This window comes from Yersinia sp. Marseille-Q3913, assembly GCF_963892745.1.
GTDB lineage: Bacteria > Pseudomonadota > Gammaproteobacteria > Enterobacterales > Enterobacteriaceae > Yersinia > Yersinia bercovieri.
In genome coordinates this window covers 27999-52961 of record NZ_CAWQAF010000021.1, presented here as the reverse complement: position 1 = coordinate 52961, position 24963 = coordinate 27999, and the positions used below count along the sequence as shown (strand labels likewise).

The following is a 24963-nucleotide window of genomic DNA, read 5'->3' as shown; positions in this document are numbered from 1 at the left end:
CCCGTATGTACGGTGGTGTGGGAGGAGGCTGGTTGTGAGATCAGCCCCTATCCCGATTTCAGGGACTGTATATTTCGTATTGATATAATCAGAAGTTTTTTATTCTTTAATTGGATGAATAGTTTCTGGCACGCTCTGTATCAAGCCAACCAATTGGGTTGATTAGCATTTAAGTTAAAACCATTTAGGTTGATAGCAATTATTTAGATTAATAACAATCATTCTGGGGAGCGGGTCAATGCGTAAATGGGGTGTGGGTTTGTCGTTACTGCTGTTGGCATCAGGTGCCATGGCAAAAGATATTCAATTACTGAATGTGTCTTATGATCCGACACGCGAGTTTTATCAGGAATATAACCAGGCATTCAGTAAACATTGGGAACAACAAACCGGCGACAAAGTGACAGTGCGTCAATCCCACGGCGGCTCTGGTAAGCAGGCGACCTCGGTGATTAATGGTATTGAGGCCGATGTGGTGACACTGGCACTGGCTTATGATGTCGATGCTATTGCTGAGCGTGGTCGCATTGATAAAAATTGGATCAAGCGACTGCCGGATAACTCTGCACCTTACACCTCAACCATCGTGTTTTTGGTGCGTAAAGGGAATCCTAAGCAGATTCATGATTGGTCAGATCTGGTAAAACCGGGCATCTCAGTGATCACCCCGAATCCAAAAACCTCCGGTGGTGCGCGTTGGAACTATCTGGCAGCCTGGGGTTATGCGTTAGAGCATAACAATAACGATCAGGCCAAGGCGCAGGAGTTTGTCAAAACCCTGTATAAGAATGTGGAAGTGCTGGACTCTGGCGCGCGTGGTGCCACCAATACCTTCGTTGAACGTGGCATTGGTGATGTGCTGATTGCCTGGGAAAACGAAGCTCTGCTGGCGGTGAATGAAGTGGGCAAAGATAAGTTTGATATCATCACGCCAAGTGTGTCGATTCTGGCGGAGCCGACGGTGTCGGTGGTGGATAAAGTGGTCGATAAGCGCGGCACCCGCGAGGTTGCTGATGCCTATTTGAAATACCTCTATTCACCAGAAGGCCAGACTATCGCGGCTAAGAATTACTACCGCCCACGTGATCCGGCTGTAGCGGCCAAATTTGCCAGTGAGTTCCCGCAACTAAAGCTGTTTACTATTGATGAAGTTTTCGGTGGCTGGACCAAAGCGCAGCAGACACATTTCGCCACTGGCGGTGTGTTTGATGAGATCAGTAAACGCTAAGATAGTGCGCTGATTGTTGTCGCGAATAAAAACGCCCATAAGTTAATGCTTGCGGGCGTTTTGTGATATTAATCGGATCAATTCCCTGCTTATTTTCATAAATATTATCTTTCTTATAGATACCAACTCCCCAATTCGCTAACCACGACCGAATACGTTATTGAGTTGTATCAGCCATTAAGGCTGCACAGCTTATTGGGGGGAATTATGAATATTTCTAGCCAGACAATCACTCCGTCAGTTTCAGCATCAATAGCACCGTGTAAGCCATTAGAAAGAAAAGACTCTAGTGTATCACTACAAAGTACCAGCGATCTAGGTGATGGTTCATTTGAATATTTGGAATCAACACTCCTTATAGGCTCACAAACCTACATACCACCAGCGGCAATAAAAAATAGGGAAGACTCAGATATAAAACTGCCGGATTACGCTAAAAATCCTAAAGAATATTTCGATGTCTTATTAAAAGAGGTAAATCGCGACGGTAAACCGCCTTTGTTATTTCGGCCTTTGGCTGCTTTGCTCGCACTCTTTGGGATTCAGGGTTTTGGGCAAACCAACTGTGCATCTTGCGCGACGGCAGTGATTGATACTTTAGAAAACAATAAGTTATATTGTTCGTTGCCGACGTTAAGAGGTGCGGATGTCAAAGGTAATATGGGGCTGCCTGTTTCTGGTAGTGAGGGGGGATCGGTTACGGAACTAATAACTCAACTAAAACAATATAAACCTGATAGTGAGTTATATGGGGTTCTGGTGATTCATCGGCCAGCCTGGCGAACTAGGTTGCCGGGTACGACGAAAGGACACGCCTGTAATGTGATTAAATTTAAAGATAGCGATACTATTCATTTTTTTGATACACAGAAGAAAACCTATTTAAGCTGTGAAATTACTGAGCTTGCAAAGATGAGCGCAGAAATCAGTCACTTCTTAGGACGGGTCGGGGAAGATGGTATTGATTTATATCAGAAAGAGTTTAAGAAGTAGCGCTATAAAAAAGCCGAAGCAACTGCTCCGGCTTAATCAGTAGCGACTTAAACCTGAATCAGGCTTTTTTAGCTTTTGCTGCTGCTTTCACGATAACCGCGAAGGCATCTGCTTTCAGTGAAGCACCGCCAACCAGTGCGCCATCGATATCAGGCTGGGTGAACAGTTCTGCTGCGTTTTTGTCGTTAACAGAACCGCCGTACTGAATGATCACTTGTTCTGCAACCGCAGCATCAAGCTTGGCAATATGGTCACGGATGAATTTGTGAACCGCTTGAGCCTGTGCTGGGGTGGCTGATTTGCCAGTACCGATCGCCCAGATAGGCTCGTAAGCGATCACTGCGCCTTCGAACGCTTTCACGCCCAAGGTGTTCAGCACGGCATCCAGCTGCTTAGCGCAAACAGCTTCAGTTTGACCCGCTTCGTTTTCTGCTTCGGATTCACCGATGCACAGTACTGGGATTAGGCCAGTCTCTTTCAATACGCCGAATTTCTTGGCGATCAATTCATCACTTTCTTTGTGATAAGTGCGGCGCTCAGAGTGACCGATGATGATATATTGGGCACCCACGTCTTTCAGCATTTCAGCCGAGGTTTCGCCAGTGAATGCGCCGGACAGATTCACATCAACGTTCTGTGCACCCAGAGTGATACGGCTACCTGACAGCTCATGTTTAGCTTGATTCAGATAGATAGCCGGTGGCGCAATGGCAACACCACAACCGTCAACGGTGCTCAATTCTTTACGCAGGCCAGCGATAAGCTCGTTAACCATGTGAGTGCTACCGTTCAGTTTCCAGTTACCCATAACTAATGGATGACGCATGTTTCTTCCTCCAACAAAGGGACACGAGGGTCAATAATAATGACTGCCCGACAGGCAGTTTACCTGTCCAACAGTATAGAGATGATTAGTGACAATGGCTTTGCTTTTCGTCATTAATTGCGGCGAGTTATGCTTCTGATAGTGACAGCTTAATCGGTTCAACAGCGAAGGTAAGCCCCTTTTCGCCGTTATCTGCTACAACATAGCGAATTGCGCCGACAGGATGAGTGTAGAAAGTCGAGCCTTTACCTTTAGTCAACAGCTGCTGCACGTTCTCAATACTCTGCTGTAGTGTGAGTGTCGGTTCAAACTGTCGCATCAGGGCCGCCATGTAATTGACCGCCACCAGTCGGGCTGCTTTCTCCTCGCTCCCTTTAATTGGCAAGTAGGTAATTTGTAAGGTTTTAATCTTACCGGTGCCTCTCTCCAGCGCGGTTGAAGCATAGAGATTTTCATTGATCTTGCTGGCCGCCCGAGTCAGTGGTGGCGCATCGCCTTTGACGGTGATGGCGTGAAACTCACTAATGGGCAGTGTCGGGTTGGCGTGGTTATAATTTTCACGAAATTTAACTATAGTTAAATCAAAGGTTGGTGCGCCAGAAAGCAGATAAGGTGCAGTCGGTTGTGCCTCTTCCGTTGGCTGACCACTGTCGTCTGCGGGATCGGCATGAGCGCGGCTAACCGTTGCTATAAGCAGCAGTAGGGTTAGTGTTGCGGCAATTTCTTTTCTCATGACTTACGCCGTCGTTAGAAGTGTGTGGGGGGATTAAAACGGTAATCGGGGGTGATTGTCAAAATTCACAGCAAAGTTTGTCGGTTGGCAGTGTGGTTGAGTTACACTCTGGCACTATTAAATCAGGTCAGTGGATCAGTTCATCGATGACAATACAGCAGTGGTGTTTTTCATTTAAAGGCCGTATCGGGCGGCGGGATTTTTGGATCTGGATCGGCCTGTGGCTCATGGCGATGCTGGTGATTTTTACGCTAGCCGGGCAGGATTGGCTACCTATTCAGACCGCTGCTTTTGCGATCGTTTTTTTACTGTGGCCAACAGCGGCGGTGGTAGTTAAGCGGCTGCATGACCGCAATAAAGCCGGCTGGTGGGCGTTTCTGGTGGTGCTGGCCTGGATGCTGATGGCGGGTAACTGGCAGATGCTGGCCCCTATCTGGCAATGGGGTGTCGGGCGCTTCATTCCCACGCTAATTATTGTCATGATGTTTATCGACTGCGGCGCATTTCTGGGAACTGACGGTGATAACCGTTTTGGTCCGCCCGCTGTGCCGGTGAAGTTTCTGGCAGACAAAGCATAGGTAGATGTGTTGGGGAGAGGCAAAGGAGGGGTTAGATGCTAAACCCCCCTTGCCGGTTATCTGTTCGCTAAATACATTTAGCGCCTAAGGCCTGATAACGTCTAAGGTCTGACCCCCAAGGTATGGCAAATCGCATAACTCAACTCAGCGCGGTTCAGGGTATAGAAGTGGAAATCCTTCACGCCTTCGCGGCTTAAGATTTTTACCATGTCCATCGCTACCGAAGCACCGACCATTTTACGTGTCTCAGGGTCGTTATCCAGCCCTTCAAAGATGGTAGTCATCCAATTAGGCACCCGCACATTGGTCATGGTGGCGAAGCGCTGAAGCTGCTTAAAGTTGGAAACCGGTAAGATGCCCGGTACGATTTCGACGTCAATACCGGTGGCTACGCAGCGGTCGCGAAAGCGCAGGTAGCTCTCGACATCAAAAAAGAACTGCGTAATAGCACGGTTAGCGCCTGCATCAATCTTGCGCTTCAGGTTAATCAGGTCAGCTTGTGCGCTCTTCGCTTCGGGATGAACTTCCGGGTAAGCCGCCACCGAGATATCAAAGTCACCCACGTCTTTCAGCAAGGTCACCAAATCAGAGGCATACATTTCTGGTTTGCCGCTATCCGGGGGTAAATCACCGCGCAGGGCCACGATATGGCGGATGCCGCTATTCCAGTAATCAGCCGCAATATCACGTAACTGAGTCGGAGATGCATCCACGCAGGTCAGATGTGGCGCGGCTTCAAGACCGGTACGCTCTTTAATTCCTTTGATGATGCTATGGGTACGATCGCGTTCGCCGGAGTTGGCACCATAAGTCACCGAAACAAATTTTGGTTTCAGGGTGCTCAGGCGATCAATCGAGCTCCACAGGGTCTCTTCCATCTCGCTAGTACGCGGCGGGAAAAACTCAAAAGAAACATTAATTTGGCCTTGCAGCTCCGCCAGACTTTGATTTAGCGCTTCCCGCTGGTTTGCGTGAAAAAAACTCATACCCTGTCACTCCATTGTCGCTATAACGACTTATGTTATTTGTTACCGCCCATTTGTGAGCGTCTATACGTTTAGATGGCTAAATAGAAGGTGCCGGAAGTTGGCTAAAGAGTCAACGTTTAAATAAGTTTAGGCCGATGATTAATATTCACACGGATTGCGCAGAAAATTCATGTTGCGAGTAAAACAGCGGTGGGGCGCGGATTTCGCCTCTTCTATGGTGGGTAGAAGAGGCGAGTGAATGCAGGTTACAGTAGTTGAGACAGGCGGTTTAAATCAGATTGAATTGCACCGGCAGTGACATCGCGGCCAGCGCCAGGGCCACGGATCACCAGTGGATTATCGCGATACCAACGGCTCTCAATGGCGAAGACGTTATCGCATGGCAGCAGGGAGGCCAGTGGATGGTCAGCACGCACGGCTTCAACCCCCACCCGTGCTTTACCATTGGCATCAAAGCGTGCCACGTAACGTAACACCAGACCCATTTCATTCGCGGCTTCTAAGCGCTGAACCATTTGCTGATTCAATGCTTCACCGTTTTCGAAGAACTGATCCACTGAGCCAACATCGGCACCGGCAGGTACCAGCGACTCTACCCGCACCTGATTCGGTTCAATGTCGTAACCCGCTTCACGGGCCAGGATCACCAACTTGCGCATCACATCCTGACCGGAGAGATCCACTCGCGGGTCCGGCTCGGTCAGCCCTTGTTGCCAGGCTTGATCCACCAGCTCGGTAAAGGGCACACTGCCGTCAAATTGCAGGAACAGCCAAGAGAGTGTGCCGGAGAAAATACCGCTAATGGCCAGAATGCTGTCGCCGCTATCACGCAGGTCACGCACGGTGTGGTTAACTGGCAAACCCGCGCCGACCGTGGCGTTATACAGCCAGTGACGACCTGTTTTGGCGAAGGCATCGCGGATTTGGCGATAGTTATTGCTGCTGGAGGCCCCAGCCAGTTTGTTGGCGCTGATAACGTGGAAACCGTAGCTGGCGAAATCCAAATATTGCTCTGCCAGTGACTCGCTGGCAGTCACATCCAACACCACCAGATCGTCAAACGGGTGCGCTCGCATCCACAAGAACAGCGACTCTTCATCCTGCTCTATGGCTTCGTCATCGTAAAATGCCAATGTCCGGCTGGCGTCTAGCCCGTCATAGCTCAGTAAGCTGCGGCGGCTATCCACCACCCCAGCCAGCACGAATTCAAAACCACTGCGGGCTGAAATATTCTTTTGCTCGCGAGCAAACAGCTCCAGCCAGCGCGCGCCGATATTGCCTTTGCCGAACAGCACTAAACCGATACGTTTTTCCGCCCGGAATAACGACTGATGCAGACCCTGAATCAGGTGCTCTGTCGGCCCAAGGCGCAGAACGGCCACCAGGCTGATACCATCTTCCGCTTGCCAGATAAACTCAACCGGTTGATCTTTCAGCTGTTGGTAGAATCGATGGCTGTGCAGTGGATTCTTACTCACCCCCGCGCCGACCAGTGCCACCAGTGCCAGCCCTTCGCGCAGGGATAGTCTCCCCGGCAAGGTGGCATCTTCCAGCACGCGGAGCGCACTGTTCACCACTTCTGAGGTATAGCAAAGTTGCAGCAAGTTGCGATCCGGATGAATACCTGTCGCCAGCGGCTTGATTTGCGCGCGTTTAAGCAGCAGGTCTATCTCTTTCTGCGCCAGTGAGAAGTCATGATGGCCCGCAATCTGCAATTCAATCAGGCAGACATCATCGTGGCTGGTGACAATTTTGGCACCCGAGCCAGAGGCCAATACCCGCTCAATGCGGGTGGAACCTTGTTCCGGCTGGTAGCTACAGCGCAGTTGTAAATCGATATCACTGCCTGAAACTGGCTGTAATGTGCGGGTGTGCAACACCGGTGCCGCCAAACGGGCCAGTTCACTGGCTTCATCCAACCGCAGCAGGGGCAGCAGACAGGCATCTTTCACTTTGCGCGGGTCAGCACTGTAGACCCCGGCAACGTCACTCCAGATGGTGACTCGTTCGACACCTGCCAGCGCACCAACTTGTGTCGCGGAATAGTCACTGCCGTTACGCCCTAACAGCACGGTTTCACCGGCGTTATTGCGCGAGATAAAGCCGGTCACCACTAACCGTTGATGTGGGTGCTGCGCGATCAATTGTTGCAACAACGGATAAGAGCGGCCTTCATCGATCTGAGGTTGTGCCGCCCGCTCAGCACGTAGGAAACTGCGTGCATCCAGCCAGCTGGCCTTCATATCCAGCTTGTTTAGCACCGCAGCCATTAGGCGGGCGGACCAAATCTCACCATGGCCAACTACTTCGGCATAAGTTGCATCGTCGATTTTGTTATCCAGCAAACCGGCCAGCCGCTCCAAATCATGGATAAACTCGCTAATCAGTGGCTCAGCCATTTCTGGCGATAATAACCCGCTGATCAGGTCGTGCTGATAACGCCGCAAGTTTTGCTGCACCTGATGGGCAGAAAGGCGATCGCTTTGGCTGAGTTTCAACCAGCTGATCAGTTGGTTTGTGGTACTCCCTGCCGCAGACACCACCATCAGATCGCCGGGGTGACTGTAGTTGGCCATAATATTGGCCACCCGCAGGTAACACTTCACGTCCGCAAGGCTACTACCACCAAACTTATGCAGCTGACGACCAGTGACCGCCGCTGCTACCGCTGTTGCATTCATGCTTACCTCGTTCCCGCCAACTGGAAGGCATTTTCCAAATCGGCAATCAAATCTTCGCTGTCTTCAATACCCACGGAAATACGCAACAAGCTATCAGTAATACCGGCGGCAATGCGCGCTTCTGCCGCCATACCGGCATGGGTCATGGTCGCTGCATGGGAGATAAGGCTCTCCACGCCGCCCAAAGACTCTGCCAAGGTAAACAGCTCAAGGGCAGAGAGAAAACGGCGCAACACCTGTTCATCACCATCGAACTCAAAACTGAGCATCGCACCAAAACCTGACTGCTGACGGCAAGCAATTTCGTGGCCGGGATGTTGTGGCAGAGAGGGATGATACAGCTTTTTCACCAAAGGCTGCTGCTGTAAATAGCGAACAATGTCATCGGCATTACGTTGCTGTTGGGCCATACGTGGTGACAAGGTACGCAAACCGCGTAATAACAAATAGCTATCAAACGCCGCACCAGTGACGCCGATATTATTTGCCCACCAGGCCAGCTCGACCGCCAGCTCAGGATCTTTGGCAATCACCGCACCGGCCACCACATCCGAGTGACCATTCAGATATTTGGTACAGGAGTGAACTACCAGATCCGCGCCTAAAGCGAGCGGCTGCTGTAAGGCGGGGCTGAGGAAGGTATTGTCGCAAACCGTTAGTGCGCCGACGGCATGGGCGGCTTTGCAGATGGCGGCAATATCCACCACCCGCAGTAGCGGGTTGCTTGGTGTTTCAATCAATACCAGCTTAGGTTTTTCAGCCAAGGCGCGGCTCAGGGCCTCTTCATCACCCTGATCAACAAACAGCACGCGGTAAGCCCCGCGTTTGCTCAGGCTATCGAATAAACGGTAGCTGCCGCCATAACAGTCGTGCGGCGCGACCAGCAGATCGCCCGGCTTTAGAAATGTGGTGCAAACCAAATGAATCGCCGACATCCCGCTGCTGGTCATCACAGCACCAGCGCCCCCTTCCAGTTCAGCCAAGGCCCGCTGCACCACATCGCGCGTTGGATTACCGCGACGTGAATAGTCATGTGCGCGTGGCTGATTGAAATCGATAAAGTTGTAAGTACTGGAGAGGTGAATCGGGGGGACAACGCAGCCGTATTGCTCGTCATCGTTCAACCCACTACGGACTGCTATTGTTGCCTGTTTACGCGTCATATGGATTTCCACCAGCCGGGATCGAGAAAATGTTACGCCAGAGTAGACGCACAAATTACGGACGTCAATACATCTGGACATCTAAACTTCTTTGCGTATAGATTGAGCAATGGAATAATAACCGCTAAAATTATAGAGGTTTTAGATATCTTAATGATGTCAGTCAGGTTTCGGTGAGGTTTTGTTTAACCGTAAAGATGGCAGAGAAAGGTATCGGCTATTAATAAATGGCGAAAATGATTAAATGAGTGACGTTAGTCTAGTAAAACTGACATTTATTTAGTGAGAACAGCGAAGATCGGGCATAATTGGCCCGTTTTCAGAATTTAGTATTTTTCCGATAAATTTAAGGTGTCCCATGGCTGAGTGGAACGGCGAGTATGTCAGCCCTTACGCTGAACACGGCAAGAAAAGCGAACAGGTCAAAAAAATTACGGTATCCATTCCGCTGAAGGTGTTAAAAATCCTCACCGATGAACGGACCCGCCGTCAGGTGAATAACCTGCGCCACGCCACCAACAGTGAATTGTTGTGTGAGGCTTTTTTGCATGCATTTACTGGCCAGCCGCTGCCGAATGACGAAGATCTGCGTAAAGAGCGCAGTGATGAAATCCCGGAAGCCGCGAAGATTTTAATGCGTGAATTGGGTGTTGATCCCGATACTTGGGAATATTGATTTCCAACAACGACCCTGTTCATCAATGAATGTGAATGGGGGAGTAGAAATGAAAAAAGGCGCCTAAGGCGCCTTTTTCGTCTGACGGGCAGAGATTACTTCTTAGCTGCACCTGGCACGCTGAAACGCTTGTTGAAGCGGTCAACACGGCCACCGGTCGCAACATCACGCTGCTTGCCAGTGTAGAACGGGTGGCATTCGCCGCACACGTCCAGATTCAGGTCATGACCAACGGTAGAGTTGATCTTGATAACGTTACCGCAAGAGCAAGAAGCAGTAACTAAATCGTATTTAGGGTGGATACCTTGTTTCATGGAAACCTCTATATTTAGGCCGTGTCGCTATCCAGCCCTGTTCCGCCAGACACCACACGATTGATAACTAACAATCGCTGATAAAGTAACCAACGGTTGTTAACAGAATTTGATATCGAATTATATCAAAGGCGGCGAATCATACAGAATTTGCCAAAGCCGCGCAATCGAATCCGCACATTGTGAAGCATGCGGTGTAAACTGTTCAATCATTTTTTATTCAGGTCAGTTTTTTATTCAGGATGACAACACATGTCCGTTGTTCAAGTGGCTTTACCCGTACCGCTGGCCCGTACCTTTGATTACCGATTAGACAGCGCCATGGCCTGCCCGGTGGTGGGTGCTCGCGTCAGCGTGCCGTTTGGTAAACGCAAAGCCATCGGGATTGTGGTGGGTATCAGTGATACCAGCGCATTCCCTCTTGAGCAACTGAAAGCTATTGATACCATTTTGGATGATCGCAGCTTATTCCCGCCCAGCTTGTGGCGCATTCTCTGCTGGGCAACCGACTACTACCACTATCCCATCGGCGAAGTGCTGTTTCATGCCCTGCCTATTCTGTTGCGGCAAGGGAAACCGGCACAAGCAGCTCCTTTGTGGCAATGGTTTGCCACCGAGCAGGGCCGCGCGACCCCGCCGGACAGCTTAAAACGTGCGCCCAAGCAGCAACAGGCGCTTGCCGCATTATTGCAAAAACCGGTCTATCGCCATCAAGTAAATGAAATGGCATTAACCGAAAGCGCGTTGCAAGCTTTGCGCAGCAAGGGGTTGATTGATCTGCGCTCGCAAGAAGTGGCGACTACCGATTGGCGTCAGGGTTTTGCCGTGCTGGGTGAGCGCCTACGGCTAAATACCGAGCAGGCCACCGCCGTTGGCGCGATCCGCAGCGAAGATACCCAGTTTGCGGCTTGGTTGCTGGCGGGGGTGACGGGTTCCGGTAAAACGGAAGTTTATCTGAGTGTGCTGGAAAATATTTTGGCGCAGGGCCGTCAGGCGCTGGTGTTGGTGCCTGAGATTGGCCTGACCCCGCAGACCATCGCCCGTTTCCGTGAGCGGTTTAACGCACCGGTTGAGGTGTTACACTCTGGCTTAAACGACAGTGAACGTCTGTCGGTCTGGTTGCGGGCGCGTAATGGTGAAGCCGCGATTGTGATTGGTACGCGCTCTGCGCTGTTTACGCCATTCTCCCGCCTGGGGGTCATCATTATTGATGAGGAGCACGACAGCTCCTACAAGCAGCAGGAGGGTTGGCGCTATCACGCGCGAGATTTAGCGGTATTCCGCGCCCGTGAAGAGGGCATTCCCATCGTTATGGGCACCGCCACCCCCGCGCTGGAAACCTTACATAATGTGCAGATGGGCAAATATCGCCAGCTAACACTGAGTAAACGAGCCGGTAATGCCAAACCCGCCGCGCAGCACTTGCTTGATCTCAAAGGGTTGCCGCTAAAAGTGGGGCTTTCTCAGCCTCTGCTGAAACGGATGAAGGCCCATTTGGCAGCAGATAATCAGGTGATTTTGTTTCTAAATCGCCGAGGATATGCGCCCGCGTTACTGTGCCATGAGTGTGGCTGGATTGCCGAGTGTCAGCGCTGCGACCACTATTACACCCTGCATCAGAATCACCGCCAGTTGCGTTGCCACCATTGTGACAGTCAGCGGCCAGTGCCTCAGCAATGCCCGAAATGCGGGACCACGCATCTGGTTTCGGTGGGGGTCGGCACTGAACAGCTGGAAAATGAGCTGGCCCCGCTGTTCCCCGACACGCCAATCACTCGAATTGACCGTGATACCACCAGTCGCAAAGGCTCGCTGGAGCAGCATCTGGCGGATGTCCATCAGGGCGGTGCACGTATTTTGATTGGCACGCAAATGTTGGCGAAAGGGCATCACTTCCCCGATGTCACGTTGGTGGCATTGTTGGATGTCGATGGTGCGCTATTCTCGGCGGATTTTCGCTCAGCAGAGCGCTTTGCCCAGCTTTATACCCAGGTATCAGGCCGTGCGGGTCGCGCCGGTAAGCAGGGTGAAGTCATTTTACAAACCCATCACCCTGAACACCCACTGCTGCAAATCCTGCTGCAACAGGGCTACGATGCCTTTGCCAAACAAGCACTGGCAGAGCGTAAAAGTGTATTTTTACCGCCCTATACCAGCCATATCATCGTGCGCAGCGAAGATCACGATAATCAGCAGTCAGCACTTTTCCTGCAACAATTGCGCAATTTATTGGAAGCCAGTCCGCTCAAAGATGATGCCCTCTGGATCATGGGGCCAGTACCCGCCTTGCAAGCCAAACGAGGTGGGCGCTTCCGATGGCAACTCTTGCTACAGCACCCCTCAAGGCAATTGCTGCAACGGCTGATTAAAACCTCTCAACCACTAATCAATACATTGCCGCAAGCACGAAAAGTTAAGTGGACGTTGGACGTCGATCCCATCGATAGCTAATTAATTACCCTTCGTCCTTGACGCCGCAGCTGTGTTAGCTGCTCTCGTTCACCCGAATCACTTACTCATGTAAGCTCATCGGGATTCACTCCTTTGCTGCCTGGCTGCAACGCCAATGACTTTGGGTAATGTCTTTCTTCCTTGACGCCGCAGTGTTGTTAGCGGCATTCACTTACCCGAATCACTGACTTTGGGTAATAAAAACTCTTTATCTTATTTGGGGTGTAAATGGGTGATTGGGTGTTTGATTTGTCACTCGAAGCAATCGTTTACCCTGCTTTCTGCGAGCCAGTTCGAAAAACCCCACTTATGTCACACTTTTAATGCAAATTAGGTAACAAATTGCCCCCACTATCTGTATAGAATGTTCCAAAGTCTGTATTTAACCGAAACCACACTGCCATGAAAGGATATGAGCGCGGCTAACCGATAACCACGGTTGACGTGTGACAACTCGTTAATATCCTGAGCCATTGGCCTCGGGATATCTCAAAGCAATTAGTGCTGGCATGGAGCCAGAGCAAGGAGAAAGGCGTTGGAAGAGAAGAAAGAATTCACGGTAGCCACCATGAAAGACGTTGCTGGAATGGCGGGCGTTTCAACTGCGACGGTGTCACGCGCATTGATGAATCCAGAAAAGGTTTCAGCAGTGACCCGACAAAAGGTGGAGCAAGCTGTCTTGGCTGTGGGTTACTCTCCTCACGCTTTATCTCGCAACATTAAACGTAACGAATCGCGCACGATCCTGGTTATCGTACCGGATATCAGCGATCCGTTTTTTGCCGACATCATTCAAGGCATTGAACATGCGGCAGCCCAACAAGACTATCTGATCTTAATTGGCGATTGCGCACAACAAACTCAGCAAGAGCGCACCTTCGTTAACTTGATTATCACCAAGCAGATCGATGGCATGTTGCTGTTAGGTTCTAATCTGCCGTTTGATGCCAGCAAAGAAGAGCAGCGCAATCTGCCGCCAATGGTGATGGCAAACGAGTTCTCACCTGAGCTGGAGCTGCCAACAGTACATATCGATAATCTGACCGCTGCCTATGAAGCAGTGAACTATCTGCATGAATTAGGGCACCAGCGCATTGCCTGTGTGGCGGGGCCAGAGACGTTGCCGCTGAGCCATTATCGGCTACAGGGCTATATTCAAGCGCTGCGCCGCAATGGGATCGCAGTTGATAGTGACTATATTCTGCGTGGTGACTTCAGCTATGAAGCGGGCGCTGAAACCTTTGCCACTCTGATGGCGTTGCCCAACCCACCCACAGCAATATTTTGTCACAATGATGTGATGGCGATAGGGGCCATGTGGCAGGCGAAGAGAATGGGGCTAAATATACCGCAGGATGTCTCGTTGGTCGGGTTTGACAATCTGAAGCTGTCACAGTATTGCTACCCACCTTTAACCACGGTGGCGCAACCTCGTTATCAAATTGGTCAGCAAGCCATGTTACTATTACTCGAACAGTTACAAGGGCATTCAGTACAAAGTGGCTCCCGCTTGTTAGACACCGAATTAATCATCAGGGAAAGTACTGCTGCGCCTAAAAGCTAGGCAAATATTCAGGGGTTCAGTAACATGACGGGCTTATTCCATCATTACGACGCAGCGAAACGATAGTGGCACAGAGAGATTATGTAAGCCGAGGGCGCTCAGGAGCGCGGCGCAAAAGCCCCAGCCGGAAGAAACGCAGTGCTCCAGCAATATCTAAAACCGTGGTGGCGCTGGCTGTCGCGCTGTTAGTGGTATTTGTTGGTGGCCTCTATTTTATCACCCACAACAAGCCGGGTGAGCTTCCGCTGCTGCCCAGTCATGACCCTCGCACGGGTAATGGGTTACCACCGAAGCCGGAAGAGCGCTGGCGCTACATTAAAGAGCTGGAAAATCGCCAGATTGGCGTACCGACACCCACCGAGCCTTCTGCGGGTGGCGAAGTTAATTCCCAGACTCAGCTGACGAATGAGCAGCGGCAATTGCTTGAGCAGATGCAGGCGGATATGCGCCAGCAGCCGACACAGTTGTCCGAGGTGCCTTATAACCAAGGGATATCGGTGCCACGTTCTGCGGTGACTATCACACCACCGCCGGCCAATATGCAGCAGCCGCTAACACCGCCGCGACAAGTGACCACGCCGGTGCAATCGCAAGCGCCAACACAGTCGCAGAGTCGCGTACAACCGCAGACGCAAGTACCGCCACAGGTGTCTACACCGCCGCGTACCCAGTCTGTCGCTCCGGTGACACCGGCAGTTACACCGCCGAAACCGGAAAAAGAGAAAGAAAAAGCGCAACGTTGGATGGTGCAATGTGGATCATTCAAAGCTGTCGATCAGGCCGAATCTATTCGCGCCCAATTGGCATTTGGTGGTATCGAAAGCCGTATTACCGCTGGCGGTGGCTGGAATCGTGTTGTGTTGGGCCCGTACAGCACTAAAGCAGCGGCAGATAAAACCTTGCAGCGTTTGAAAGATGCTGGTCAATCAGGATGCATTCCCCTCGCTGTAGGGGGTTGAAAAGTAGTAATCCTCCCCCATTTATAATCTCAATATACCCCATACTGTTTTTCTGAATGACAGTATGGGGGTCCATTCAGTCTGCAACGAGGGTTCGCTCGTGACAACAATTGTAAGTGTTCGCCGTAATGGTCATGTTGTTATCGGTGGTGATGGCCAGGTCACTCTGGGCAATACCGTAATGAAAGGTAATGCTAAAAAAGTCCGCCGTCTTTATAACAATAAAGTCATTGCGGGTTTTGCGGGGGGGACCGCTGATGCCTTTACGCTGTTTGAATTGTTTGAGCGTAAACTGGAGATGCACCAGGGCCATCTGACGAAAGCGGCGGTTGAGTTAGCCAAAGACTGGCGCACAGACCGTATGCTACGCAAGCTCGAGGCACTGCTGGCTGTTGCTGATGAAACCGCCTCACTCATCATTACCGGTAATGGTGATGTTGTTCAGCCTGAAGATGATCTGATTGCTATCGGTTCCGGCGGGCCTTATGCCCAGTCTGCGGCACGTGCGCTGCTAGAAAATACCGAATTAGGGGCGCGGGATATTGTTGAGAAATCACTGAGCATTGCGGGGGATATTTGTATCTATACCAACCGCTTCCAAACCATTGAAGAATTAACGTACTAGGTATTTGTAACCTACAGAGTAATTCGTACCAGGCGTTATTAACGAACAAAGCGTAAGGATAGAGTGACATGTCTGAAATGACCCCACGTGAGATTGTCAGCGAACTTGATAGCTACATTATCGGCCAAGATAAAGCCAAACGTGCAGTGGCGATTGCCCTGCGTAACCGCTGGCGTCGTATGCAGCTCAACGAAGAGCTGCGCCACGAAGTTACCCCTAAAAATATTCTGATGATCGGCCCAACCGGTGTCGGTAAAACTGAAATTGCCCGCCGTCTGGCAAAACTGGCTAATGCGCCGTTCATCAAAGTTGAAGCCACCAAATTCACCGAAGTTGGCTATGTTGGTAAGGAAGTGGACTCGATTATCCGCGATCTGACTGATGCGGCGGTAAAAATGGTCCGTCATCAATCTATTGAGAAAATGCGCTATCGGGCGGAAGAGTTAGCCGAAGAGCGCATTCTGGATGTGCTCATTCCACCGGCCAAAAATAACTGGGGCCAGCCGGATGAAACTCAAGAGCCATCCGCCACCCGCCAGGCTTTCCGCAAGAAATTGCGTGAAGGTCAGTTGGATGACAAAGAGATTGAAATTGATCTGGCGGCCTCGCCGATGGGGGTTGAAATTATGGCCCCTCCGGGCATGGAAGAGATGACCAATCAGCTGCAATCGATGTTCCAAAACATCGCTGGTCAGAAACAAAAACCGCGCAAAATCAAAATCAAAGATGCATTCAAACTGCTGATTGAAGAAGAGGGCGCGAAGCTGGTTAACCCGGAAGAGCTGAAGCAGCAGGCGATTGATGCGGTGGAGCAACACGGGATCGTGTTCATTGATGAAATCGATAAAATCTGTAAGCGCGGCCAGACGTCAGGCCCTGATGTGTCCCGCGAAGGGGTGCAGCGGGACTTGCTGCCACTGGTGGAAGGTTGTACTGTTTCAACCAAGCACGGCATGGTAAAAACTGACCATATTCTGTTTATTGCCTCCGGTGCGTTTCAGGTCTCCAGCCCGTCGGATCTTATCCCGGAATTGCAGGGCCGCTTGCCAATCCGCGTAGAGTTGCAGGCGCTGACCACAGATGATTTCGAGCGTATTCTGACTGAGCCGAGTGCCTCGTTAACCGAGCAGTACAAAGCATTAATGGCGACCGAAGGAGTGACCGTTGAGTTTACCCGCGAAGGTATCCGCAAAATCGCTGAAGCGGCATGGCAGGTTAACGAACGCACCGAGAATATCGGCGCACGTCGTTTGCATACCGTGTTGGAGCGTTTGATGGAGGATATCTCCTATGACGCTAGCGAAAGTCATGGTCAATCCATCACCATTGATGCTGCATATGTCGGTAAGCATCTGGATGAACTGGTCGCAGATGAAGATCTAAGTCGTTTTATCCTATAATTCGCTTTATAGCCCTATGCTGGATAAAATGGTCCGCCGATAGATATCGAGTGGGAGGCATCGCCTCCCACTCTTGTTTTTGATGACATGATTTCTGACGATATTACTCTTGGCAGACATGAATCTTTTTAACGCGCCAATATGGGCGGACCAGACTCCTATAAAATGAAGCGAAAAATGAGCCTATCAACCAATAGCAGCCAAACTCAGGCTTGGCTGGAAAGCCTACGGCCACGAACTCTACCACTGGCTTTTGCCTCTATCGTCACTGGCTCAGCACTGGCTGTCTGGCTCGATAGTTTTAAACCCGCCGTCGCTTTACTCGCCTTGTTAACTGCTGGCCTGCTGCAAATTCTGTCCAATCTGGCCAATGATTACGGCGATGCGATTAAAGGCAGTGATACCGAGGAGCGTATCGGGCCGTTGCGCGGTATGCAGAAAGGGATGATTACCCGCCACCAGATGAAGGCCGCACTGATTATCACCGTGACCCTGACGGTCATTTCCGGTATCTCACTCATCGCCATCGCTTGTGAAAAGCCCAGTGACGTTTTAGGTTTCTTATTGCTCGGGCTGATGGCTATTGTGGCTGCCATTACCTACACCGTGGGTACTAAACCCTATGGTTATATGGGGCTGGGCGATATTTCAGTATTAGTGTTCTTCGGCTGGCTGAGTGTCGCCGGGACTTACTACCTTCAGGCCGGGCACTTTGACAGCATTGTCATGCTGCCAGCCACCGCCTGTGGTTTACTGGCGACCGCCGTACTCAATATCAATAATTTACGCGATATCGAAAATGACAGAGCGAATGGCAAAAACACACTGGCAGTGCGATTAGGGCCAGTTGTCGCACGTTATTATCATGCTCTATTGATCGCCGCCGCTATCTTCTGCCTGGCGCTGTTTAGCACTCTGAATTTGCATAGCTGGGCGGGATGGATCTTTATTCTGGCCGTTCCATTGCTGGTTAAACATGCTCTGTTTGTCCTGCGCGAGCCAACGGCGGCGGGCATGAGGCCAATGCTCGAACATATGGTAAAAGCTGCACTACTGACCAATATCCTGTTTGCTGTCGGCTTAGTATTCAGTTAATCCCGCGTCTCTCTTTGTCCGGGCGGGCTGGCGCGAAGGTCGGCTCGGACAAATTTAACAATTGATGATTTTGCCAACAGTAGCCAGAAAGGGATATACTTAGCATCCCAGCCGCAACCAGACGTTAATCCTATGAAATATGATACTTCCGATCTCTGCGATATCTATCACGAAGAGGTAAATGTGGTAGAACCACTGTTCTCCAATTTTGGCGGACGTACTTCATTTGGTGGCAAGATTACTACTGTAAAATGTTTCGAAGATAACGGCTTGTTGTTTGACCTGCTTGAAGAGAATGGTCTTGGCCGTGTCCTGGTCGTTGATGGCGGTGGCTCGGTGCGCCGTGCATTAGTCAATGCTGAACTTGCTGATTTAGCGTTGAAAAACGAGTGGGAAGGGATTGTCGTTTACGGTGCCGTCCGTCAGGTTGATGAACTGGCTGAGTTGGATATCGGTATTCAGGCAATGGCCGCTATCCCTGTCGGTGCTGCCGATGAAGGTATTGGCGAGAGTGATATCCGCGTTAACTTTGGCGGTGTAACCTTCTTCTCCGGTGACCATTTGTACGCTGACAACACCGGTATTATTCTGTCAGAAGAACCCTTGGATATTGAATAACACTCCACGTATCTCTCAGCGCAAAACATAAAAAAGGGCGATATTGATATCGCCCTTTTGCTTTCCTGCCACTTCAAGCAGGAAGAGTTTGTGCAAGCCAGTCAGTACTTAGACTTCTTCCATCTTTTCCAGCAGTGCCCGCAGACGATCCTGCCAGACGTGCTGCTCTTGCTTTAGTTGCTCATTTTCACGCACTAAGGCTTCACGACCACCCGCTACATCCTGAACTTCTTGGGACAGGGTGTTATTTTTCTCTTTCAGCTCTTCAATTTCCATCTGCAATAAAGTGATGGTATCAATCGCCTGCTGAACTTTAACTTCCAATTTCTCAAATACTTCAAATGACATTCTTCGGTCCCCTTCTGGTAGCAAGGCGTACAACTTTTAGTCGCAGTCATCATTCTTCACCGAAGTTACCCTATGCACGACATAACCCGTATCGACTAAAGCAACCCTCGGTAGATGAAACTGCTGTGAATACTTATCGCGCTATATATTCATCGAACGAGTGTAACAAGCGCTATGTTCTAACGCGTTCCTTCATAAAGGCAACGCAGCTTGATAAAAACGATGCTCTTGATAAACCGATTGTATGTAGCCAGTCTCCCCCTGTCTAGCGCCATACGGGCACAAACCACACTCTGTAGCAATTTCGTATAAGTATAAATCAGTAAAAACTGAAAGACGGCGGTGAGCTATCCTGTAAAACTCTACATTCTCTTAACAAGCAGGGAGAAAACCACTGGTCTGATCACACTTTTAAAGTCCCTTAACAGCCATGAATAACGCGAAATCGCTCATTTTTATGACGCACCACACACATTTTGATTTCGCTATTTCTCGTTTGTGCTCGTTAACGATAAATTTACATCACTCCCTTCGCGGTCCGAAGGGCAAAAATAAGAAATACCCTATAAATCTCTGTCTGTAGGACATCTACTATGAGCCAAACCGCTAGTTCGACCTTGAAGGGCCAGTGTATCGCAGAGTTCCTCGGTACCGGTCTGCTAATCTTTTTTGGTGTAGGTTGTGTTGCTGCGTTGAAGTTGGCCGGCGCCAGTTTCGGGCAATGGGAAATTAGTATCATTTGGGGCCTGGGTGTTGCCATGGCCATCTATTTAACAGCAGCAATCTCAGGTGCACACCTTAATCCGGCAGTAACCATCGCACTGTGGTTATTCGCCTGCTTTGATCGCCGTAAAGTTATCCCTTACATTGTGGCGCAGGTTGCCGGCGCATTTTGCGCTGCCGCATTAGTGTACGGCCTGTACTACAACCTGTTCGTCGATTTTGAACAAACCCATCAAATGGTTCGCGGTAGTGCCGAGAGCCTGAATCTGGCGGGTATCTTCTCTACCTATCCAAACCCACACATTTCTGTTTTCCAGGCTTTCTTGGTTGAAACCGTGATTACCGCCATTCTGATGTGCCTGATTTTGGCGCTGACTGACGATGGTAACGGTATTCCACGTGGCCCACTGGCTCCTCTGCTGATTGGTATACTGATCGCCGTTATCGGTGCATCAATGGGGCCATTGACAGGTTTCGCATTAAACCCAGCACGTGACTTTGGTCCAAAAGTTTTCGCTTATCTGGCAGGTTGGGGAGAAATTGCCTTCACTGGCGGGCGTGATATTCCTTACTTCCTGGTGCCAATCTTCGGGCCAATCGTAGGTGCATTGCTTGGCGCATTTGGTTATCGCGCACTGATTGGCCGCCACTTGCCATGTGATGTGTGTGCAGTCGATGAAGAAGAAACTACGGTCACCGCCACAGAACGTAAAGCATAAATAATAGATACTGCTATAAACGGCAACTTAAAATGTGAGCTTATTATGACAACTGAAAATACGACTCAAAAAAAATATATTGTTGCGCTTGATCAGGGGACCACCAGCTCCAGAGCGGTGGTACTGGATCATGATGCTAATATCGTGAGTGTGTCTCAGCGCGAATTCACCCAAATTTACCCGAAAGCGGGTTGGGTTGAGCATGACCCAATGGAGATCTGGGCAACCCAGAGTTCCACGCTGGTTGAAGTGCTGGCGAAAGCTGGTATCAGTTCTGATGAGATAGCCGGTATCGGCATCACCAACCAACGTGAAACCACCATTGTTTGGGATAAAGCGACCGGTAAACCGGTGTATAACGCTATTGTCTGGCAATGTCGCCGCACTGCCGATATCTGCGAAAAATTGAAAAAAGAGGGGCTGGAAGAGTACATCCGCCACAACACCGGCTTGGTGGTTGACCCTTACTTCTCCGGCACGAAAGTGAAATGGATCCTCGATAACGTGGAGGGCGCGCGTGACCGTGCTGAGCGTGGCGAGCTGCTGTTTGGTACGGTGGATACCTGGCTGGTGTGGAACATGACACAGGGCCGCGTACACGTTACGGATTACACCAACGCATCACGTACCATGATGTTTAATATCCGCACCAAAGAGTGGGATGAACGTATGCTGGCGGCGCTGAACATTCCACGCGCTATGCTGCCTGAAGTTCGCCCCTCCTCAGAAATTTACGGCCAAACCAACATTGGCGGTAAAGGCGGGACGCGTATTCCAATCGCTGGGATCGCCGGTGATCAACAAGCGGCTCTGTTTGGCCAGCTTTGTGTGCAACCAGGCATGGCGAAAAACACTTACGGCACTGGCTGCTTCCTGCTGATGAACACCGGTGAAGAAGCGGTTCAGTCTAATCATGGGTTGTTAACCACTATCGCCTGTGGCCCACGTGGTGAAGTTAACTATGCACTGGAAGGTGCGGTGTTTATTGGTGGCGCATCTATTCAATGGCTGCGTGATGAGCTGAAACTGATCAGTGATGCCACCGACTCCGAATACTTCGCGACTAAAGTGAAAGACAGCAACGGCGTGTACGTAGTGCCTGCCTTCACTGGCTTAGGTGCTCCTTATTGGGACCCGTATGCCCGTGGTGCGATTTTCGGTCTGACCCGTGGCGTTAACAGTAACCACATTATCCGCGCAACACTTGAGTCTATCGCTTACCAAACTCGCGATGTACTGGATGCGATGCAAGCGGATTCCGGCGCACGCCTGAAGTCACTGCGTGTAGATGGTGGCGCAGTGGCGAACAACTTCCTGATGCAGTTCCAGGCCGATATTCTGGGCACGCGTGTTGAGCGCCCGGCCGTGCGCGAAAGTACTGCGCTGGGTGCGGCATTCCTGGCGGGTCTGGCAACAGGCTTCTGGAATGATCTGGACGAAGTGAAGAGCAAGGCAACGATTGAGCGCGAATTCCGCCCAGGGATTGAAACCACTGAGCGTGATTTCCGCTACAAAGGCTGGAAGAAAGCGGTGGCCCGCGCTCAGGCATGGGAAGATCACGAAGAGTAACGATCCACCTGTTTTACGCTAAACGTGTTTTTGTCATCAACGCGCTATCGCCCCCCGATAGCGCGTTTTTTTATGCGCTCACAGCCGCACCACTAACCGCTCTACGACTTCAAGGACGAAGGGTGATAGAATTCCCGCCCATACACAACTCCTCCATTTCGCAATCAACAGGTCTAACCATGAAACGTGAATTAGCCATCGAGTTCTCCCGTGTTACCGAAGCTGCCGCGCTGGCAGGTTATAAGTGGCTGGGTCGGGGCGATAAAAATGCTGCCGACGGCGCTGCTGTACGGGCCATGCGCATTATGCTCAATCAGGTCAATATTGATGGGCAGATTGTTATCGGTGAAGGCGAAATCGATGAAGCACCGATGCTGTTTATCGGTGAACACGTCGGTACGGGTCAAGGGGATGCTGTTGATATCGCGGTTGACCCCATTGAGGGCACGCGCATGACCGCCATGGGGCAGGCCAATGCATTGGCGGTGCTGGCCGTCGGCGATAAAGGCACATTTTTACATGCGCCGGATATGTATATGGAAAAGCTGGTGGTTGGCCCTGCCGCGAAAGGCGCTATCGACCTTAACCTGTCACTGGAACAAAACCTGCGCAATGTGGCCAATAAGCTGAATAAGCCATTGGTCGATTTAACCGTGATCACGCTAGCCAAACCGCGTCATGACGGCATCATCGCTGAAATGCAGCAACTCGGCGTCAAAGTATTCGCCATTCCTGATGGCGACGTGGCAGCCTCGATTTTGACCTGTATGCCAGAAAGCGAAGTGGATGTGATGTACTGCATCGGCGGTGCACCTGAAGGGGTGATTTCTGCTGCGGTGATCCGTGCATTGGATGGTGATATGCAAGGCCGTTTGTTGCCGCGTCATCAAGTGAAGGGGGATAGCGAAGATAACCGCCGCCTTGGTGAGCAAGAGTTGGTACGCTGTAAATCTATGGGGATCGAAGCGGGTAAGGTTCTGTTACTGGGGGATATGGCGCGCAATGACAATGTCATTTTCTCCGCCACCGGGATTACCAAAGGTGACCTGTTGGAGGGGATTTATCGCAAAGGGAATATGGCGACCACTGAAACACTGCTGATCCGTGGCAAATCCCGCACTATTCGCCGTATCCGCTCAACCCATTTCCTGGATCGCAAAGACCCGTCATTGCACGAATTCTTACTGTAATCCGACTCATAAATTTTCAGTAAAAAACGGATGCTGCATTCAGCATCCGTTTTTGTCTCAGTATTCTCAATCAGTTAAGCGCGATGCTCTTGTGGTTGCATCCGATGGGATAGCGGCCACCAACAGAGCAAAATCAGGATAGCCATGGCGAACATCAGCAACCCCAAACTGAACTGCCCCGTTTGCGGTAGCATGGCTGACAACCACGTCGCCAGCCCTGACCCCACATTCTGTAGCCCGCCGACCAAGGCCCCCGCAGCTCCCGCCAGGTAAGGGAACGGCTCCATCGCGCCGGTGGTGGCCAGTGGGAATAACATCCCCGCCCCAAAGAAGAATAGCGCCGCCGGTATCACTAGAGTCCAGATATTCATTACGCCAAACCAGCCTGGGATCCACATCATCAGCCCTGCCAGCAGGCAGCTGATAACTGAATGCCACATCAGACTGTGGAAGGTTTTGCCGTCGCGACCGGCATACCATGCGCCAAAAAATGCCGCTGGGATCGGCAGAATAAACAGAATACTGACGGTCACGCCGCTCAGCCCAAGCACGCCGCCCATCAACACGCCAGCGCTAGCCTCAAAGACGGCGATCCCCGCCAATGCACCAATCAGCATCACCAGATAACAGCTAAAAGCGCTGTCAGAGAGCAACAGACGGAAGCTGGCTAACATTCGCCGTTTTTCGGTTTGCTGCGGGCGGGTTTCCGGCAGCCAACGGAACATACAAAATGCGACTCCGCCGCATAAAAACAGCAGAAATGCGTAGCAGGCGCGCCAGCCAAACAGACTCGCCAGCACCCCACCAATCACCGGAGCCATCAGCGGGCTGACCAAAATCCCCATGTTTAACATGCTGTTGGCGTAACGTAAGGCGGTGCCGGAATAGAGGTCGCGCGGCATGGTTCGCGCCATCACACCTGCGACACCGGTCCCCATGCCTTGCAAAGCGCTAGCCGCCACTAGCATGGTCAGACTACCGGCCAACCACGCCCCCAATGCGCCTAACATAAAAATCATCATGCCCACCAGAATCACGGGGCGACGGCCAATCCGGTCGGAGAGGGGGCCATAAATCAGCTGTGAGAAGCCATAGGTCAGCAAATAGGCCGCCATGACACGCTGTACCACACCGGTACGCACGGATAAATCACGGGCGATATCCGCGATAACCGGCACATAGATCGTTTGCGCCATCTGACCCACGGCAACCAGCAGGATCAACATGACTAACAGGTGAAAATTCTCTATTTTTTTCATTATCTTAATGCGTTAATTAGCCGTAATACGTGCCGTTTGTGGCGGCACACCTCACTATCGGCGCATAAGCTAACAAATTTGAATTTTTTAGCGAGTCAGCACGACATATTGCCAAATGGACGACTGGCAGATAAATCCACCACTCACGTAAACTAAAGTGTCCAAATTCACCGTGGTGGCGTGGATCTGCTAAGTAAAACAGCGCGATAACATTTAATCGATAATACTTTTTAGCCAGATCCCCTAAAATATCCCCTGCGCT

At 50.9% G+C, this 24963-nt stretch carries 22 protein-coding genes; 14 read left to right on the top strand and 8 right to left on the bottom strand.

The annotated features are described in order from the left end of the window. Nucleotides 1-238: 238 nt before the first annotated feature. Together AACW11_RS10235 and AACW11_RS10230 are read left to right on the top strand one after the other, a co-directional pair. Nucleotides 239-1228: a sulfate ABC transporter substrate-binding protein gene (locus tag AACW11_RS10235; RefSeq protein ID WP_212586704.1), complete on the top strand. Its 990-nt coding sequence runs from the start codon at nt 239-241 to the stop codon at nt 1226-1228. Nucleotides 1229-1435: 207 nt separating this feature from the next. Then, nucleotides 1436-2221 (top strand): toxin glutamine deamidase domain-containing protein, encoded by a 786-nt coding sequence (locus tag AACW11_RS10230; RefSeq protein ID WP_212586703.1) that lies wholly within the window; start codon nt 1436-1438, stop codon nt 2219-2221. A 58-nt stretch (nt 2222-2279) separates the two neighbouring features. Here the strand turns inward: AACW11_RS10230 and tpiA are convergent, their stop codons facing one another. Together tpiA and AACW11_RS10220 are read right to left on the bottom strand one after the other, a co-directional pair. Next, on the bottom strand, nt 2280-3047 hold the full coding sequence (tpiA, locus tag AACW11_RS10225) for a triose-phosphate isomerase (protein ID WP_145494344.1): 768 nt from the start codon (nt 3045-3047) through the stop codon (nt 2280-2282). Nucleotides 3048-3174: 127 nt separating this feature from the next. Then, entirely contained in the window at nt 3175-3780 is a 606-nt protein-coding gene (locus AACW11_RS10220) for a DUF1454 family protein (protein ID WP_212586702.1), read from the bottom strand. A 146-nt stretch (nt 3781-3926) separates the two neighbouring features. Between AACW11_RS10220 and AACW11_RS10215 the strand changes: the two genes are divergently transcribed. Next, on the top strand, nt 3927-4358 hold the full coding sequence (locus AACW11_RS10215) for a DUF805 domain-containing protein (RefSeq protein WP_032899073.1): 432 nt from the start codon (nt 3927-3929) through the stop codon (nt 4356-4358). 101 nt (nt 4359-4459) lie between these two features. Here AACW11_RS10215 and metF read toward each other — a convergent pair whose 3' ends face one another. The 3 genes from metF to metB form a co-directional block, all read right to left on the bottom strand. Further along, a complete protein-coding gene (gene metF, locus AACW11_RS10210; RefSeq protein ID WP_049612705.1) occupies nt 4460-5344 on the bottom strand; it encodes a methylenetetrahydrofolate reductase in 885 nt (294 codons plus the stop codon). A gap of 248 nt (nt 5345-5592) precedes the next feature. Continuing rightward, nucleotides 5593-8028 carry a bifunctional aspartate kinase/homoserine dehydrogenase II gene (locus tag AACW11_RS10205; protein ID WP_212586701.1) on the bottom strand — a complete coding sequence of 812 codons (2436 nt, stop codon included), beginning with the start codon at nt 8026-8028 and terminating at the stop codon, nt 5593-5595. A 2-nt stretch (nt 8029-8030) separates the two neighbouring features. Then, nucleotides 8031-9191 carry a cystathionine gamma-synthase gene (gene metB / locus AACW11_RS10200; protein ID WP_212586700.1) on the bottom strand — a complete coding sequence of 387 codons (1161 nt, stop codon included), beginning with the start codon at nt 9189-9191 and terminating at the stop codon, nt 8031-8033. A 358-nt stretch (nt 9192-9549) separates the two neighbouring features. Here metB and metJ point away from each other — a divergent pair, with 358 nt between their 5' ends. After that, nucleotides 9550-9867 (top strand): met regulon transcriptional regulator MetJ, encoded by a 318-nt coding sequence (gene metJ / locus AACW11_RS10195; protein ID WP_004392248.1) that lies wholly within the window; start codon nt 9550-9552, stop codon nt 9865-9867. Between the two features lie 95 nt (nt 9868-9962). Here metJ and rpmE read toward each other — a convergent pair whose 3' ends face one another. Beyond that, complete coding sequence (gene rpmE / locus AACW11_RS10190) at nt 9963-10181, bottom strand: 50S ribosomal protein L31 (RefSeq protein ID WP_004876115.1); 219 nt, start codon at nt 10179-10181, stop codon at nt 9963-9965. A 252-nt stretch (nt 10182-10433) separates the two neighbouring features. Here rpmE and priA point away from each other — a divergent pair, with 252 nt between their 5' ends. The 7 genes from priA (at nt 10434) to rraA (ending at nt 18893) form a co-directional block, all read left to right on the top strand. After that, nucleotides 10434-12632, top strand: coding sequence for a primosomal protein N' (gene priA / locus AACW11_RS10185; RefSeq protein WP_212586699.1), 2199 nt, complete (start codon nt 10434-10436; stop codon nt 12630-12632). A gap of 535 nt (nt 12633-13167) precedes the next feature. Continuing rightward, a complete protein-coding gene (gene cytR / locus AACW11_RS10180) occupies nt 13168-14196 on the top strand; it encodes a DNA-binding transcriptional regulator CytR (protein ID WP_212586698.1) in 1029 nt (342 codons plus the stop codon). Between the two features lie 65 nt (nt 14197-14261). Next, nucleotides 14262-15155 (top strand): cell division protein FtsN, encoded by an 894-nt coding sequence (gene ftsN / locus AACW11_RS10175; protein WP_212586697.1) that lies wholly within the window; start codon nt 14262-14264, stop codon nt 15153-15155. Between the two features lie 100 nt (nt 15156-15255). Further along, nucleotides 15256-15780 (top strand): ATP-dependent protease subunit HslV, encoded by a 525-nt coding sequence (hslV, locus tag AACW11_RS10170; RefSeq protein ID WP_004714422.1) that lies wholly within the window; start codon nt 15256-15258, stop codon nt 15778-15780. Between the two features lie 68 nt (nt 15781-15848). Then, a complete protein-coding gene (gene hslU / locus AACW11_RS10165) occupies nt 15849-17180 on the top strand; it encodes an HslU--HslV peptidase ATPase subunit (RefSeq protein WP_004876122.1) in 1332 nt (443 codons plus the stop codon). 177 nt (nt 17181-17357) lie between these two features. Then, nucleotides 17358-18275, top strand: coding sequence for a 1,4-dihydroxy-2-naphthoate polyprenyltransferase (locus tag AACW11_RS10160; RefSeq protein ID WP_005279168.1), 918 nt, complete (start codon nt 17358-17360; stop codon nt 18273-18275). 132 nt (nt 18276-18407) lie between these two features. Then, on the top strand, nt 18408-18893 hold the full coding sequence (gene rraA / locus AACW11_RS10155) for a ribonuclease E activity regulator RraA (protein ID WP_025379983.1): 486 nt from the start codon (nt 18408-18410) through the stop codon (nt 18891-18893). A 108-nt stretch (nt 18894-19001) separates the two neighbouring features. Here rraA and zapB read toward each other — a convergent pair whose 3' ends face one another. Next, complete coding sequence (gene zapB, locus AACW11_RS10150; RefSeq protein ID WP_212586696.1) at nt 19002-19241, bottom strand: cell division protein ZapB; 240 nt, start codon at nt 19239-19241, stop codon at nt 19002-19004. A 593-nt stretch (nt 19242-19834) separates the two neighbouring features. Between zapB and AACW11_RS10145 the strand changes: the two genes are divergently transcribed. The 3 genes from AACW11_RS10145 to glpX all read left to right on the top strand — a co-directional run bounded on the left by AACW11_RS10145 (nt 19835) and on the right by glpX (nt 23442). Further along, nucleotides 19835-20683, top strand: coding sequence for an MIP/aquaporin family protein (locus AACW11_RS10145; protein WP_212586695.1), 849 nt, complete (start codon nt 19835-19837; stop codon nt 20681-20683). Nucleotides 20684-20728: 45 nt separating this feature from the next. Further along, nucleotides 20729-22252 carry a glycerol kinase GlpK gene (gene glpK, locus AACW11_RS10140; protein WP_212586694.1) on the top strand — a complete coding sequence of 508 codons (1524 nt, stop codon included), beginning with the start codon at nt 20729-20731 and terminating at the stop codon, nt 22250-22252. 179 nt (nt 22253-22431) lie between these two features. Beyond that, nucleotides 22432-23442 carry a class II fructose-bisphosphatase gene (gene glpX / locus AACW11_RS10135; protein ID WP_212586693.1) on the top strand — a complete coding sequence of 337 codons (1011 nt, stop codon included), beginning with the start codon at nt 22432-22434 and terminating at the stop codon, nt 23440-23442. A gap of 74 nt (nt 23443-23516) precedes the next feature. Here the strand turns inward: glpX and emrD are convergent, their stop codons facing one another. Next, nucleotides 23517-24701: a multidrug efflux MFS transporter EmrD gene (gene emrD / locus AACW11_RS10130; protein WP_212586692.1), complete on the bottom strand. Its 1185-nt coding sequence runs from the start codon at nt 24699-24701 to the stop codon at nt 23517-23519. Nucleotides 24702-24963: the final 262 nt, after the last annotated feature.